The sequence below is a fragment of the Streptomyces sp. Alt3 genome (assembly GCF_030719215.1).
Lineage (GTDB): Bacteria > Actinomycetota > Actinomycetes > Streptomycetales > Streptomycetaceae > Streptomyces > Streptomyces glycanivorans.
In genome coordinates, this window is record NZ_CP120983.1 from 225,657 (window position 1) to 239,544 (window position 13,888).

Consider the following 13,888-nt stretch of genomic DNA (forward strand, 5'->3'; position numbering starts at 1 on the left):
GTCGGTTGCGGGGCTACCGGAGGGGCTCGCCCACCTCGTGCATGTGCCGCAGCGCCTGTCGGTAGGACTCGACGATGCCCGTCTCGGCGTACGGCATCCCGATGGACGCGCAGTGCGCCTTCACCAGGGGCTGGGCCAGTCGCAGGTGGGGACGGGGCATGCTCGGGAAGAGGTGGTGCTCGATCTGGTAGTTGAGACCGCCGAGGAACCAGTCGGTGAGGAAGGCCCCCCGGACGTTGCGCGAGGTGAGGACCTGGCGCTGCAGATGCCCCCAGCGGTCACCGTCGGGGTCGGGCATCTCCATGCCCTTGTGGTTCGGGGCGAAGGCCATGCCGAGGTGGAGTCCGAACAGCGCGTGGTGCAGGAGAGCGAAGACGAGGGCCTTGCCGGGAGACATGACGCTCAGGAGCAGCGCGGCGTACAGGGCGAGATGGCCGACCAGGAGCAGGCCGGAGAGCGCGCGCTCACGGACGGGCTGCCGCCGGAGGAACTGGAAGCCGTAGATCTTGAGGGCGATGCCTTCGAGGAGCAGCATGGGGAAGAACAGCCGTGCCTGGTTGCGGGTGAGCCAGCGGGCGAATCCCTCGCGCTGGGCGGCCTGCTTCTGTGTCCATACCAGGGCGCCGACGCCGACGTCGGGGTCCTTGTCCACGTGGTTCGGATTGGCGTGGTGGCGTACGTGCTTGTCGTTCCACCAGGCTTCGTTCATGCCGAGAAGCAGATTGGCGTGCACGAGTCCGACGACCCGGCCGGCCTTGCGGCCGGCGGTTATCTGGGCATGGCCCGCGTCGTGACCGTAGAAGGCCGTGCGGGTCCAGAAGATGGCGAGCGGCAGCGCGAGCAGCAGGTTCCACCAGGTGTCACCGAGCAGGACCATGCCGGCGATCACCGCGCCGAGAGCCACCAGGTTGACCGCTATCCCGGCGGTGTACCAGCCGGTGCGCCGCTCCAGGAGCCCCTGCTCCCTGACCGTCTTGAGGAGCGGAGCGAAATCGCTTCCGGGAGCCTGGGGGCTTCCCGGACTCTCCGTTCCGTCGCGTGAGGGTTCCGCAACGGTGGCTGCTATCGCCTGGGGCATGATGTCTCCGGTTTCTCGGCATCTGCGCTGACCTCGTCAAACGTACGGAGGGCGGGCCTGCGGCAGCCATGGCGCCATCACCCCGGCCGTGCGGGGGAAATCCCCCGTGTCCGGTGGTGGTGGAAGCTGCACCTCAGACTTCAGAAGGCAGAAACGAGTGAGGTGGGTCACTGTGCGTTTCTCCCGGAACGGGCCGTGGGTGGGGTACCCTCGGCGACCCCGGGCTCACTAGTCAAATTTGAGGAATCTGACATCGCTGTGCACAGGCTCCCTGCGGCAACGCTCGACGAAATCTCTGAACTGTCCCGCTGCTCCGCAGTCTTCCTCCCCGCGGATCCGGCCCGTACCGGCCTGATCGCGTTCTGGAATGCGGACGGTAGCACCCCTCCCGGCGATCCGGGGATTCATCACCGCAACGAGGTGAGTCCCCCCGGCGCCGAAGGAGGCCGGACGGAGCTGACGGTCGTCGGGAGTGACGTCCGCCCGTATGTGGTCCCGGCGTTGCTGATGTCCGTGAGGGACGCGCTGCCGGTCCTGACACGGGCCCGGGCCGGCGCGGGCTCCTCCCCCTCCACGGCGTTCTGGGGCGCGGCGGGGGTCCTCGCACTCCAACTCGTCGCACGGGGGCTGCTGTTGCCCGGACTGAGCGCCACGGACCACGATGCCTGGCGTGCCGGACCGCTGACCGTGGACGATGTCGAGCGGATCCGGGTGCTGGCCGCGTCCATGCCGCCACAGGCCCACGCGGTACCGCTCGACGCGGCGGCCGACCCAGTGATGCTGGCCGATCCGGAGTCGCTGCTGAGGTCGTTCCTCGACGCGGTGGCGGACGGCCTGCCCCGTACTCCGGCGGCCCCGTCCGTCACGGGCACACCGGCGTTCGCCGCCCGCAGCGCGCGGCAGTTGCCCCGACTGCGTACGTGGGCGGCCGATGTGGCCGCAGGCCACGATGCGGGTGTGCGTCTCTCGCTGCGCGTCGAGGTCTCGGGAATCGATGGTGCGACGGGCGGGGAGGACGACACCGACGACGCCCCCTCCTTCCGTGCGGTCCTGCAGATCCACAGCATCCAGGACCCCGTCCTGGTGGCGGACGCGGCGGACGTGTGGGCCGACCGGTCCCCGGCCGCCTCGTCGTTCGGCCCGCGCGCACGCATGGACGCTCTGCTCGCCCTGCGTCGCGCGGCGCGCGCCTGGCCTCCGCTGACACCTCTTCTGTCGGCCGCGGTACCGGACGCTGTCGAGCCCGCGGACGAGGAGATCGCGGAGCTGCTGGGCCCGGCGGCCAGGGCACTCGCCGCGACAGGCGTCCAGGTGCACTGGCCCAAGGAGTTGGCGAGGAAACTCACCGCGCGGGCAGTGATCGGCCCCCAGGACGACGAGGACGCGGCTGCCGCCCGGACCGCGTCCGGCACGCCGTCCTTCCTGTCGGCCGACGCGCTGCTGGCGTTCGACTGGTGGTTCGCACTGGGCGACCGGAAACTGAGCCGGGCGGAGCTCGACCGGCTGGCCGAGGCGGGCAGACCACTGGTCAGGCTGCGCGACCAGTGGGTGCTCGTCGACCCGGAGGACGCACGGCGCGCCCGTGAGTCCAGGGACCGCAAGGTCACCCCCATCGACGCCCTGGGTGCCGTGCTCACCGGGTCCACCGATGTCGACGGCCGCAGGGTGGACGTGGCCGCGACGGGCTGGCTCGAAGAACTGCGTGCGCGTATCGCCGACCCGGAGTCCGGGGACCACCGCGCGGTCGGACAGCCGGAGGCGCTCGACGCCTCTCTGCGCGACTACCAGCTGCGCGGCCTGAACTGGCTCCACAGCATGACCTCGCTCGGCCTCGGCTGCTGTCTCGCCGACGACATGGGACTCGGAAAGACGATCACTCTGATCGCGCTCCATCTGCACCGCCAGGGCATCGAAACGGCTGCGGGGCCCACGCTCGTGGTGTGCCCCACCTCCCTCATGAGCAACTGGCAGCGGGAGATCGAGAAGTTCGCCCCGGGCACCCCGGTACGCCGCTTCCACGGCGGGTCGCGCTCCCTGGAGGGCCTGGTGGACGGCGAGTTCGTCCTCACCACCTACGGCACGATGCGTCTCGACACGGCGCGGCTGGCCGAGGCGTCCTGGGGCATGGTCGTCGCCGACGAGGCGCAGCACGTGAAAAATCCTCACTCGGCGACCGCCAGACAGCTGCGTACCATCGGTGCGCGGGCACGCGTCGCCCTGACCGGCACCCCGGTCGAGAACAACCTCTCCGAACTGTGGGCGATCCTCGACTGGACGACCCCGGGGCTCCTGGGGCGGCTCGGCACGTTCCGTACCCGCTACGCGAGTGCGGTGGAGGGCGGCAACGACCCGGCCGCGGCCGAGCGGCTCGCCTCGCTGGTCCGCCCGTTCCTCCTGCGGCGCCGCAAGTCCGACCCGGGCATCGCGCCGGAGCTCCCGCCGAAGACGGAGACCGACCGGACCGTGTCGCTCACGGCGGAACAGGCCGGCCTGTACGAGGCGGTGGTCCGCGAGACGCTCGACGAGATCTCCCGCGCCGACGGCTTCGCGCGCCGCGGGCTGGTCGTCAAGCTGCTGACCGCGCTCAAGCAGATCTGCAACCACCCGGCGCAGTACCTCAAGGAGGAACAGCCGCGCATCGTGGACAGGTCGGGGAAGGTGGAGCTGCTGGACGAGCTGCTCGACACGATCCTCTCCGAGGGCGCGAGCGTGCTGGTGTTCACCCAGTACGTACAGATGGCGCGGCTGCTGGAGCGCCATCTGGCGGCGCGGGGTGTGCCCACCCAGTTCCTGCACGGTGGTACCCCGGTCGCCACGCGGGAGGCCATGGTCAACCGCTTCCAGGCCGGCGGGGTTCCGGTGTTCCTGCTGTCGCTCAAGGCCGCGGGCACAGGACTCAACCTGACCCGAGCGGGGCATGTCGTGCACTTCGACCGCTGGTGGAATCCGGCCGTGGAGGCCCAGGCCACCGACCGCGCCTACCGGATCGGGCAGACCCAGCCGGTGCAGGTGCACCGGCTCATCGCCGAGGGCACGATCGAGGACCGGATCGCCGCCATGCTGGCCCGGAAGCAGGGGCTCGCGGACGCGGTACTGGGAGGCGGCGAGGCCGCACTGACCGAGTTGAGCGACGCGGAGCTGGCGGAGCTGGTCGAACTGCGAGGAGGCGCACGATGAACAAGGGTCACGAACCGGAGCGTACGTTCGCCGCACTCGCGCCTTCACAGGGGCGCGGGTTCGCCTCCTCGTGGTGGGGGCGGGCATGGCTGAAGGCGCTGGAGGACACGGCGCTCGACGGTCAACAGCTCAAGAGGGGCCGGCGGCTGGCCCGTGAGGGCAGGGTCGGTGCGGTGTCCGTGCGGCCCGGCCGGCTCACGGCGGTCGTGCAGGACCACGATTCGACGGCGTACCGCAGTGATGTGCTGCTCCAGGAGCTGAGCGAGGAGGAGTGGGACCGCTTTCTGGACATGGCTTCGGAGAGGTCCGGGCACATCGCCGCACTGCTCGACCGCGAGATGCCACCGCACCTGGTGGAGGACGCGGCCGCGGCAGGGCTCCATCTGCTGCCGGGGATCGGCGACCTGGAGCCGGAGTGCAGCTGCGAGGCATGGGACCACTGCCCGCACTCGGGTGCACTGTGCTACCAGGTGGCGCGGCTGCTGGACCAGGACCCCTTCGTGCTGCTGTTGCTGCGGGGCCGGGACGAGCGACGGCTGCTGGACGAGTTGCAGGTACGCAGCGCGGCGCGAGCCGTACCGAGGCCGGGCTCCGAGGTGTCGGCGGGGGATCCGGCCGGCGGCCCGGCGGCCCGGGGAGTACGCGCCGACGAGGCGTACGCGGCACGGGACATCCTGCCGCCGTTGCCCTCTCCCCCTCCCCTGCCCACCGAACCGGGCCTTCCGCCGTCGCTGGACACGGAGACCGCTCCGGCCGCGGATGTCGACCCGCCTGGTCTGGAGTTCCTGGCGGCGGACAGCGCGGTACGGGCGTACGCCATGCTGGCGGAGGCACTGGCCGTCGGCCACGGACAGCAGCCCCTGACAGCCGGACTGACGCCGGAGCAGGACGCGGTACGGTTCGCCGCCGACGGCCGGCCGGGTGCCCGTCTGACGGCGCGCCTCGCGGCGGCCGCAGGACGCTCGACGGCCGGGCTCGACGTCGCGGTGCGGGCCTGGCGGTTCGGCGGGACGGCGGCACTGGCGGTGTGCGACGAGGAGTGGCTGCCCGGCCCGGACGAACTCGCCCGGGCCCGGGCTCAGCTCGCCGCTGCGTGGGAGGAAGGTGAGGGCCCGCGGCTGCGTGGCGCCGACAACCGCTGGACCGTGATCGGTTCCGGTGCGCAACTGCGGTACGGGCGGGACGGGCGGTGGTGGCCGTACGCCAAGGAGCGCGGCCGCTGGGTGCCGGCCGGCCGGCGGAGGACGACCCGGCGGCCGCTCTGGCCGAAGTACTGTCGGGTGCCTGAGGGGCAGGAGTCCTCATCCGCGCGGAACCGTACCGTGGGGCGGTGCGTGTTGTGCCGTGTACCGGACCACGCCCCAGGCCTACAGGAGTGCTGATGCAGCGGAGACGGATTCTTCAGGGCGCCGCGGTCACGGCCGCCGCGGCGCTCCTGCCGGCCTCGGTGCGCGCCGTGGCCGCCCCGACGGAGGGGACGGACTTCCCCTCGGCGCAGTGGTACCCCGCTTCCACGCTTAACTACACGGTTTCGAGCCGTCCTTCGGCCTACCCGGTCGAGCGCGTCGTCATCCACGTGGCCCAGCAGACGTTCACCGAGACGATCGGTATCTTCCAGAATCCGGCCAAACAGGTTTCCGCCCACTACGTGGTGCGCTCGGGGGACGGGTTCGTGGCGCAGTGCGTGCGGGAGAGGGACATCGCCTGGCACGCGGGCAACTGGGACTACAACACCCGCAGCATCGGCATCGAGCACGAAGGCTGGGTCGATCAGCCCTCGTACTTCACGCACACGATGTACGAGCGTTCGGCGAGGCTCACGGCGGACATCTGCGAGCGCCACGGCCTGACCAAGGACCGCGCGCACATCATCGGCCACCACGAGGTGCCGGGCAGCGACCACACGGACCCCGGGGTCAACTGGGACTGGGTGCGCTACATCCGTCTCGTCAACCTGGTCTGACGCCGGGCACCGTCGGGCAGCGGAGGCGGCACCCGCCCGCTGGTCCGCGGAGGGGCACGGCGCACGGTGGCTCCCTATCCAAGTGGAGGGGAGCCTTCGCCTCCACCCCGTTTCCGGGGCGGAACCGCGGAGTCCTGCGCGTCGTCCGTGCCGCCCTGTTCCGCAGCGGTCCCGGCCCCGCCGAGGGCGCCCTCGGACTCGTCGGCCGGCCCCGGAACCCCTCCGCCACGCAACCGCTCCAGATCGGAGGACCGGACCTGTATGACGAACAGGGCGATCAGCGCAGCGACGCCCGCGATGACGGCGGCGACGACGAAGGCGGTGGAGACGCCTGAGGCCAGCACCTGGTCACCCCACGGGGCGGGCAGCTCGCCCGTCCGACGGAACTGCGACTGCTGGGCCGGGGTGGCCTCGGCCAGGAAGCGGGGTATCTGATCCATCGCCTCGTTGCGGCTGGCCGTGCCGAAGACCGTGACCAGAATGGACAGCCCCAGCGAACCGCCCACCTGCTGGGTGGCGTTGAGGACGCCGGACGCGGCCCCGGCCTCTCTCGGCTCGACACCGGAGACAGCCATCAGCGTCAGGGACACGAACTGCATGCCCATACCGGAGCCGAAGACGAGGATGGGGCCGAGGATGCTGCCCAGGTAGGTGCTGTTGACATCGGTCTGCGTGAGCCACGCGAGTCCCCCGGCTGCCAGGATCGCGCCCGTCACCATGAAGGGTTTGGGACCCCATCGGGGCAGCAACTGCGAGGCGAGTCCCGCGCTCAGCGCGATGATCACGCTCACCGGGAGGAAGGCCAGCCCGGCCCGCAACGGGCTGAAGTCGAGGATGTTCTGCACGAACAGGGTCAGGAAGAAGAACATGCCGAACATCGCCGCGGCCAGACTCAGCATCATCCCGTAGGCCCCGGCGCGGTTGCGGTCACGGAACATGTGCAAGGGCGTGATGGGCTGCCTCGACCGGCGCTCCACGGTCAGGAAGACCGCCATGAAGACAACTGCGCCCGCGAAGGCCCCTACGGTCAGGGCGTCGGTCCATCCGTCCTCGGACGCCCTGATGAAGCCGTAGACGAGCAGCACCATGCCCAGCGTGGACGTGAGGGCACCCAGAAGGTCGAAGTGGCCGGGGTGGCGTTCGGATTCCTTGATGAATCGGGGCGTCGCGAAGGCGATCAGCAGACCGATGGGCACGTTGACGAAGAACACCCAGCGCCAGTCGAGCCACTCCACCAGCACGCCACCCGCGAGCAGACCGATCGCGCTCCCGCCCGCGGACACCGCGGCGAAGACACCGAACGCCCGGTTCCTCTCAGGCCCTTCCCGAAAGGTCGTGGTGATGAGGGAGAGGGCGGTCGGTGAGGCGATCGCACCGCCGACGCCCTGCAGGGCACGCGCTGCGAGCAGTTGCCAGGATTCCTGCGACAGGCCGCCGAGCAAGGAGGCCAGCACGAACAGCAGCACGCCGAAGATGAACACCCTGCGGCGCCCGAGTATGTCGCCCAGCCGTCCACCTAGGAGAAGCAGTCCGCCGAACGTCAGGGTGTAGGCGTTGATCACCCACGACAGGCTCTCGGTCGAGAAGCCGAGGGACGACTGGATGTGTGGCAGGGCGATGTTCACGATGGTGATGTCGAGAACCACCATCAACTGGCACGAGGCGATGATGAGCAGGGCGATCCCCTTGCCGTGTCCCCGCTCCGGGGAATCGGCAATCGGCGCAGATTTCGCTCGGGATCCAGTCATGGTGCTTGAAGCCATACGGTCGATGAACGAACGAAAACGTTCACTCATCGACGTTAGGACGGGCCGGACGGCACCGCCAATCGATCACCCCACGGACCTGCGAGCGCTCGTGTACCGGGCCGTCCGATGCCCCGCCGGACCTGAGCGGCCGGCGGGACCACGCGCTGGAGCCGGAGGCTGGATCAGGTGAAGTTCACGTCGCTGCACAGGAAGTACGTCTGGTCCATGTGCGACGCCTGCCAGATCGTGTAGACAACATGCCGCCCGCTGAGCCCAGATGTGTTCACCGGGATCTCGTAGTTCTGGCTCGGCGCGTAGCTGCCCGTCTCGGTGACCAGCTGGAGGTCGCCCCAGGTCAGCGCCTCCGAGGCGGGGTCGAACCCCTGCCGGGTGACGTACACCTGGAAGTAGTCCGCGCCATGACTGGCCTGGTCGTACAGCTTCACGGTGAAGTCACCGGTGACGTCCGTGGTCTTCCACGCACCCACGGTGTCGAGCGAGTCGTACCGTCCGCTCTCCGTCCTGCCACCGCTGCACAGCTGCCCGTCGGGTACGGCGGCCGGGAAGTCGCCGCCCGAGCCGTTGCGGTACAGACCGTTCCAGTTCCACATGGCGTTGGGGTCGGCCTGCCATGCCTGCCAGCACATCGGGTCTTCCTGCGCCATGGCCGGATTCTGGAAGTCATCACCCCAGCGCAGCCAGCAGCCGTAGTTGCGGGAGGCAGGGTCGACGACCGAGCCGTGGGCGCTGGCGGTGCCCGCCCAGGGGAGGAAGCAGAGAACGGCGGCGACACAGACGCCGCCGAGGCGCTGCACCCAGCCGACCAAGCTGACACGCTCATGACAATCACTTCTCATTCGATGATCTCCTTTTCGGGGAGGTGGGGGGAATCGGTCGGCATGGGAGCGCTCCCGCACCACTCGGGCTATGCCCGGTTCCTCCCACCTCAAACGCGCCCGACGCGGGATCACCAGTAGTGGCGACGGCCGCCGACGGCATGCCCCACGGCCCCCAGGAGCCAGAGAACGAGCCCGGCCACCAGAAGAATGATCCCGATGGTCCACAGGACCCCGAGCCCTGTCACCAGGCCGAGAATCAGCAGGACGGCTCCGATGATGATCATGGCTACCTCCGGTCGCGACACCCAGCACGAAGATTGTGCCCTTCTATGAGCATATGCCCCGATCGCCGCCGCACGCTTGGCCCCGCAGTCCGCCGCTGCGGACGGCACGGCCGACGTACGTCACTCGCGGGGCAGCAGTGAGCCGAGCGGCCCGAGGTCGAGATTGAGGTCCTCCGGACGCACCCCGTGCTGCTCGCAGAGTTCTGCCATCCGCTGGTCCAGCATCATGAGCGTGGTGCCGATCTCCTCCACCTGGCTGTCGGTGAGGTCCCCTTGGTCGATACGGCGGATCGCTTGCCGCTCCATGAGCTGCCGCAGCAGTTCCACCACTGTCAGTACCAGGGCCACGAGGTCACGCCCCAGCTCGCCCGAGTCGACGTCGAGCCGTGAACCGGTCACAGCGGGCCTCCGTCCGCCCAGGGAGCCGGAACTCGCTCGTTCACGGAGGAGAGCAGGGCGTGCAGCGAGAGCCGCACGAGGGGGACGTCCGCGATCGCGATCACCAGATCACCGCTGATCACGACGCCGGTCGCGAGGACCCGGTCCAGCAGGTCGACCAGAGGAACCCCGATGGGGCCACGCAAGGGCTCGGGATTGTCCCAGGGCACCACCTCGCGTTCCATCTCTACACCTCACCGACGAAGGAGTACGGCACCCAGGGACCCGAGATGTCGATACGGGCACCGGTCGCATCCCGCAGTGCGCGGGTGAGAGGCTCGAGTTCGGCCGCTCGATGCTCCGCGACCAGGTACGTCGCGTTGAGCACCTGGACGTGGCTCGTTCCGGCCGGCTCAGGAGCGTGGAGCCGCAGCCTGCGTCCCGCGGTGGCGAGGCCCTGGAACGCGGCTTCCACAGCCTCGGCGACCCGAAGGGAGTCCTCGTGCCGCCGCTCGCGCTGCGCCTGCGCCCCCCGTTTTCGCTCCAGGTAGGCGAGGCCTGCCCCCGGGGTGGGGCGGGACCCTCCGGCCGACGGCTCGGGGCGGGTCCGGGCCGGGTCCGATGCCGCGGGTGCGGCCGCGTAGACCTTCACCCCCCACTCGGAATGATCAGTGGTGCGCCTCAGGGCGGCCAGGAACCGTTCGGTCTCGTCGAGGAGCGCCTGCCGGGCCCGCTCCTCGTCGTGGTAGAGCGTGGCCATGGGCAGAGGCACGGTGGGACACGATTCGGCGGCTGCCGAGACCACGTCGTGGTGCGCACGCGCATACCGTTCGAGCTCGCCCCGGTCAGCCATACGTGCCTGCCACGCCTCGTCCGTGAAATCGGCCGCCCGGACGGTCTGGACGATCGCGGTCAACTCACCGAACCGCAGCCGGCGCAGCGCTTCGCCCGCCGCGACACCCGGCAGTCCAGCGAAGGCCGACGGATCGGGCAGCTTGCACACCGCGAATACGTAGAGGGCGCTTTCAGCCGTGACCTGTTCGGTTCCCCGGTCCGTCATGTGGATCGATTTCTCCTTGCTCATGTGTGGTCCGACGTCTCTTTCGTCTCTTCCGTCTCTTCCGTCTTTGCCTCGAGCGCGTCCAGACGCTCGCGCAGTGCGCGGTTCTCGTCCCGCAGGGAGTTCTGTGCGGCGCGCGAACTCAGCGCGGGATCCGTCTCCCACCAGTCGATTCCGGCTTTCTTCGCGGTATCGACAGATGCCACGAACAAGCGCAGACGGATGGTGAGCAACTCGATGTCGAGAAGGTCGATCTTGATGTCGCCGGCGATGACGATCCCCTTGTCGAGGACGCGTTCGAGGATGTCGGCGAGGCTGCTGTTCGGCGGCCCCGGGATGGGGTACGCCTCCCGCCCGAAGTCGAGGTCGGTCACCTTGACGTCCTTCGTCCCCGTCGCTTCCTCGGGGCGGCTTCCTCTTCTTCGGGTTCCTCTTCCTCTTCTTCCGGTTCCTCCTCTTCCTCTCCCTCTTCCTCCTCTTCCGGTTCCTCCTCTTCCTCTTCCTCTTCCTCGTCAGGCTCCTCGTCCTCGTACTCCTCCTCTTCTTCGTCCTCCGGCTCCGCTTCCTCGTCATCCTCGTAATCGGAGTCGGAATCGGAGTCATCGGGCTCCTCGCCCTCGGCCTCCTCCTTCTCCAATGCCTCCTCGTGTGTCACCACGACTTCACCGTCGCGGATCTCACCACGCCAGCCCTCGGGCTCCTCATCGGTGAGCGTCACGAAACGCTGGAAGTGTTTGAAGTCCAGTCGCATACGCCGGCCCTGCACACGCCACAGATTCCCCGTCTTCTCGAAGAACCCGGAGGGGTAGTACTCCACCACCAGGACGATCCGTGTCAGGCTCGGCGCCAGCTCGTGGAAGCTGACGCACCCACGTGTGGAGCCCTTGGCCCCTTCGGAGGTCCACACGATGCGGTCGTCGGGCACCTGCTCCTGGACCGTCGCCTTGAAGCTGCGCGAGGAGGGTCCGATCTTGACCTTCCAGTCGCTCGACATCTCCTCATCCATCGAGACGCTCTGGACGCCCTTGGTGAAGCTGCCGAACTTGTCGTACCGCGTCCAGTAGTCGTACGCGTCGCGCAGAGGTACCCCCACATCGAGGACCTCGATGATGTTCATGGACTTGCCACCGCCGGATTGGCTCTTGCCCTTACCGCCCCCGAACGCGTCCTTCGCCTTGTCCACGACCTTGTCCTTGACGTTCCCGGCCTTCTCCGACACGAATGCCTTCACCGGGGATTCGCCCTGCATGACGCGCGATGCGACCGACGGCAGCGAACCGCCGTTGTCCGCGATGTCGGTGAGCTGACCCGTGAGACCGGTCAGCTTGTCGCCGGCCTTCTGGGCGAGTTTGTCCGTCTGCGCGCCCAGAAAGCTCGTGAACTCCTCGCGAAGGCGGTCGATGCCCGACTCGCCCGTCTCGGGTTCGTCCTTGTCCGTCCTGGCCATGGCTGCCTACCTCCGCCGTTCGCCGCGCTTGGACGCGGTCCGCTTCGATGACGTCGTCTTCTTGGCCGAAGTGGTCTTCCTGGCGGACGACTTCTTCGCCGGCGCCTTCTTGGCTGCCGTCTTCTTGGCGGGCGCCTTCTTGGCCGCGGCCTTCTTCGCCGGTGCCGCCTTCTTGGCTGTCGTCTTCTTCGCAGGTGCCGACTTCTTGGCGGGCGCCTTCTTCGCGGGCGCCGATTCCCTCGCTGCGGGCTTCTGAGCTGAGCCCTTCTTCGCGGGCGCCTTCTTTGCCGCGGTCTTCTTCGCGGGCGGCTGCTTCTTGGCCGCCTTCTTTCCGGCACCGCGCCCGGCCGCCGCGTCGGAGGACTTGCTCCGTCGAGAGTCCGGTCGAGGCTCCTCCGGTTCTTCTTCCTCCGGTTCCTCTTCCTCCTCCGGTTCTTCTTCCTCCTCCTCCGGTTCTTCCTCCTCCTCGGGTTCCTCTTCCTCGTACTCCTCTTCTTCCTCCTCCTCAGGCTCCTCGTCCTCGTACTCAGGCTCGTCCTCGTCGTACTCGCCTTCGTACTCCTGTTCCTCCTCGTCCTCCTCGTCGGGCGCCCCGAGCCGGGACGTCCGGTCGCTGAGGGCGTCGGCCAGGGAGTTCATCCCCCGGTCCGCCGCAGCCGACAGCGCCTTCCTGCCGGAATCGAGGACTTCGCCCTTGAGCTGGTCCTGCAGTTCGGCGAACTGCGGCATCTCGCTCAGTCGGCGGACGCCTTCGGCGGCGATCTGACGCGGTTCGAGGCCGAAGCGCCTGCCCGCCAGATAGGTCGCGATGGAGAGCGCGAGACGGCCCTTCTTCGTGCGGCCCAGTACGTATCCGCCCACCACGGCTGCTGCGAGCGTCACCTTGGTCTGATCTTCCATGAGTGAGTCACCTTCGATGGTTCGGCGTGGGGCGGACCCGTCCGGCATGGAGCCGGTCGAGCAGCTCCTCCTCTTCCCGTTCGAACTCCTCCAGGCTGACGTTGCCGTCCTCCAGCTCCTGGTTCAGCTCGGCGAGCTGGGCCCGGATCACGCTCGGGTCGTTCAGTTCGCGGTCGGCGACGTCCTCCACCTTCTCCGCGACCCAGATGACGCCGCGGACCGGTGCGAGCGGCAGCAGGAGCAGGCCGGAGAGCAGTCCCATGTCAGCCCCCCGCGACCGGTGTCCGCAGGGGACGGGAGGAGACGAAGCTGTAGCAGGGCAGCGGCCCGGCCACCCGTAGTTCGACGTGGTCGCGATGCGCGTCGGCGAATCGCTGCACGGTGGTCCGGAAGGCGCCGCTCCGGCTCCGGTCGATGAGGAACGACACGTTGAGTGCGCAACCGTGGACGTCGGGCCCTGCGGCCGTCTCACGAGCCAGGGGGGTGAGCTTGTGGAGGATCTTCTTCCCCGCCTCGGCCGCACGGCGTGACAGGGCGGCGGCAACGGCCTCACCGAGTCTGACGTTCGCCTCGTATCCGGGACGTCTGCGAACCGACTCGCGCAGCCGTCGCACGTTCTTCTCCTCGGAGACGACGGCAGCGAGCGCGTCCTGGGCGGGGAGCGCCTTGAGGTTGAACTCGACGCCTCCGTCCAGACGGCTCAGCGCGGCAAGGTGCTCAGCCTGCGATCCGGCAAGTTGGGCGCGTACGGACTCGTCGTCCGGTGCGACCGCTCCGAAGCGCATCGGCAAGACGGGCCCCATGTCCGTGAGGCGCAGCAGGGATTCCTGGTGCGCCATCAAGTCCCTCCTCCTGGCGCGCAGTTGTGGTGGTGCATCGCTCACCACTGCGGCAACCTGGCCCTCATCCACCAGCCGCAGTACGCCAGGTGGGCTGCCCACCCCCGCCACGTCGGCCGGGAGCTTCTCTCCCACCGGGATGATCGCGTAGACGTACACGCCTTTGCCGGTCACG

14 protein-coding genes and 1 pseudogene are annotated in these 13,888 nt (G+C 69.0%); 3 read left to right on the forward strand and 12 right to left on the reverse strand.

Features of this window, described 5'->3' with window-relative positions; all coding sequences use genetic code 11:
* Positions 1 to 13: 13 nt before the first annotated feature.
* The gene (locus P8A20_RS01050; RefSeq protein ID WP_306102657.1) at positions 14 to 1,078 is read right to left on the reverse strand and encodes a fatty acid desaturase family protein; all 1,065 of its coding nucleotides are present in this window, start codon (positions 1,076 to 1,078) and stop codon (positions 14 to 16) included.
* 258 nt (positions 1,079 to 1,336) lie between these two features.
* Between P8A20_RS01050 and P8A20_RS01055 the strand changes: the two genes are divergently transcribed.
* The 3 genes and pseudogenes from P8A20_RS01055 to P8A20_RS01065 all read left to right on the forward strand — a co-directional run bounded on the left by P8A20_RS01055 (position 1,337) and on the right by P8A20_RS01065 (position 6,218).
* Positions 1,337 to 4,255 carry an SCO1167/SCO6262 family helicase gene (locus P8A20_RS01055; RefSeq protein WP_147960771.1) on the forward strand — a complete coding sequence of 973 codons (2,919 nt, stop codon included), beginning with the start codon at positions 1,337 to 1,339 and terminating at the stop codon, positions 4,253 to 4,255.
* A pseudogene (locus P8A20_RS01060) lies at positions 4,252 to 5,543 on the forward strand (SWIM zinc finger family protein). Before P8A20_RS01055 ends, P8A20_RS01060 begins: the two are co-directional and overlap by 4 nt.
* Positions 5,544 to 5,636: 93 nt before the next feature.
* Positions 5,637 to 6,218 (forward strand): N-acetylmuramoyl-L-alanine amidase, encoded by a 582-nt coding sequence (locus tag P8A20_RS01065; RefSeq protein WP_147960769.1) that lies wholly within the window; start codon positions 5,637 to 5,639, stop codon positions 6,216 to 6,218.
* Between the two features lie 74 nt (positions 6,219 to 6,292).
* Here P8A20_RS01065 and P8A20_RS01070 read toward each other — a convergent pair whose 3' ends face one another.
* From P8A20_RS01070 to P8A20_RS01120, 11 genes are all read right to left on the reverse strand, one after another.
* The gene (locus P8A20_RS01070) at positions 6,293 to 7,966 is read right to left on the reverse strand and encodes an MFS transporter (RefSeq protein ID WP_306102658.1); all 1,674 of its coding nucleotides are present in this window, start codon (positions 7,964 to 7,966) and stop codon (positions 6,293 to 6,295) included.
* Between the two features lie 182 nt (positions 7,967 to 8,148).
* Positions 8,149 to 8,823 (reverse strand): lytic polysaccharide monooxygenase auxiliary activity family 9 protein, encoded by a 675-nt coding sequence (locus P8A20_RS01075; RefSeq protein ID WP_147960767.1) that lies wholly within the window; start codon positions 8,821 to 8,823, stop codon positions 8,149 to 8,151.
* Between the two features lie 110 nt (positions 8,824 to 8,933).
* Positions 8,934 to 9,089: a DUF6131 family protein gene (locus P8A20_RS01080; RefSeq protein WP_187282215.1), complete on the reverse strand. Its 156-nt coding sequence runs from the start codon at positions 9,087 to 9,089 to the stop codon at positions 8,934 to 8,936.
* Positions 9,090 to 9,209: 120 nt separating this feature from the next.
* Positions 9,210 to 9,488 (reverse strand): gas vesicle protein K, encoded by a 279-nt coding sequence (locus P8A20_RS01085; RefSeq protein ID WP_147960766.1) that lies wholly within the window; start codon positions 9,486 to 9,488, stop codon positions 9,210 to 9,212.
* A complete protein-coding gene (locus P8A20_RS01090; protein WP_147960765.1) occupies positions 9,485 to 9,712 on the reverse strand; it encodes a gas vesicle protein in 228 nt (75 codons plus the stop codon). Before P8A20_RS01090 ends, P8A20_RS01085 begins: the two co-directional genes overlap by 4 nt.
* A gap of 2 nt (positions 9,713 to 9,714) precedes the next feature.
* Positions 9,715 to 10,527, reverse strand: a complete 813-nt coding sequence (locus P8A20_RS01095) for a GvpL/GvpF family gas vesicle protein (RefSeq protein ID WP_306105100.1) — start codon at positions 10,525 to 10,527, stop codon at positions 9,715 to 9,717.
* A gap of 20 nt (positions 10,528 to 10,547) precedes the next feature.
* The gene (locus P8A20_RS01100; protein ID WP_147960764.1) at positions 10,548 to 10,901 is read right to left on the reverse strand and encodes a gas vesicle protein; all 354 of its coding nucleotides are present in this window, start codon (positions 10,899 to 10,901) and stop codon (positions 10,548 to 10,550) included.
* Positions 10,898 to 11,974 carry an SRPBCC family protein gene (locus P8A20_RS01105; RefSeq protein WP_306102659.1) on the reverse strand — a complete coding sequence of 359 codons (1,077 nt, stop codon included), beginning with the start codon at positions 11,972 to 11,974 and terminating at the stop codon, positions 10,898 to 10,900. The genes P8A20_RS01100 and P8A20_RS01105 overlap by 4 nt, the downstream gene beginning before the upstream one ends.
* Before the next feature lie 6 nt (positions 11,975 to 11,980).
* Positions 11,981 to 12,874 carry a histone protein gene (locus P8A20_RS01110; protein ID WP_147960762.1) on the reverse strand — a complete coding sequence of 298 codons (894 nt, stop codon included), beginning with the start codon at positions 12,872 to 12,874 and terminating at the stop codon, positions 11,981 to 11,983.
* 7 nt (positions 12,875 to 12,881) lie between these two features.
* Positions 12,882 to 13,136, reverse strand: a complete 255-nt coding sequence (locus tag P8A20_RS01115; RefSeq protein WP_147960761.1) for a gas vesicle protein GvpG — start codon at positions 13,134 to 13,136, stop codon at positions 12,882 to 12,884.
* A 1-nt stretch (position 13,137) separates the two neighbouring features.
* Positions 13,138 to 13,887 carry a GvpL/GvpF family gas vesicle protein gene (locus P8A20_RS01120; protein WP_147960760.1) on the reverse strand — a complete coding sequence of 250 codons (750 nt, stop codon included), beginning with the start codon at positions 13,885 to 13,887 and terminating at the stop codon, positions 13,138 to 13,140.
* Between the last annotated feature and the right edge of the window lies 1 nt (position 13,888).

Excerpts from the sequence above, each read along its gene's own strand:
- P8A20_RS01105 (WP_306102659.1), bottom strand. The coding sequence starts at position 11,974 with ATGGCCAGGACGGACAAGGACGAACCCGAGACGGGCGAGTCGGGCATC.
- P8A20_RS01090 (WP_147960765.1), bottom strand. The coding sequence starts at position 9,712 with ATGGAACGCGAGGTGGTGCCCTGGGACAATCCCGAGCCCTTGCGTGGC.
- P8A20_RS01080 (WP_187282215.1), bottom strand. The coding sequence starts at position 9,089 with ATGATCATCATCGGAGCCGTCCTGCTGATTCTCGGCCTGGTGACAGGG.
- P8A20_RS01070 (WP_306102658.1), bottom strand. The coding sequence starts at position 7,966 with ATGACTGGATCCCGAGCGAAATCTGCGCCGATTGCCGATTCCCCGGAG.
- P8A20_RS01050 (WP_306102657.1), bottom strand. The coding sequence starts at position 1,078 with ATGCCCCAGGCGATAGCAGCCACCGTTGCGGAACCCTCACGCGACGGA.
- P8A20_RS01095 (WP_306105100.1), bottom strand. The coding sequence starts at position 10,527 with ATGACGGACCGGGGAACCGAACAGGTCACGGCTGAAAGCGCCCTCTAC.
- P8A20_RS01075 (WP_147960767.1), bottom strand. The coding sequence starts at position 8,823 with ATGAGAAGTGATTGTCATGAGCGTGTCAGCTTGGTCGGCTGGGTGCAG.
- P8A20_RS01110 (WP_147960762.1), bottom strand. The coding sequence starts at position 12,874 with ATGGAAGATCAGACCAAGGTGACGCTCGCAGCAGCCGTGGTGGGCGGA.
- P8A20_RS01065 (WP_147960769.1), top strand. The coding sequence starts at position 5,637 with ATGCAGCGGAGACGGATTCTTCAGGGCGCCGCGGTCACGGCCGCCGCG.
- P8A20_RS01115 (WP_147960761.1), bottom strand. The coding sequence starts at position 13,136 with ATGGGACTGCTCTCCGGCCTGCTCCTGCTGCCGCTCGCACCGGTCCGC.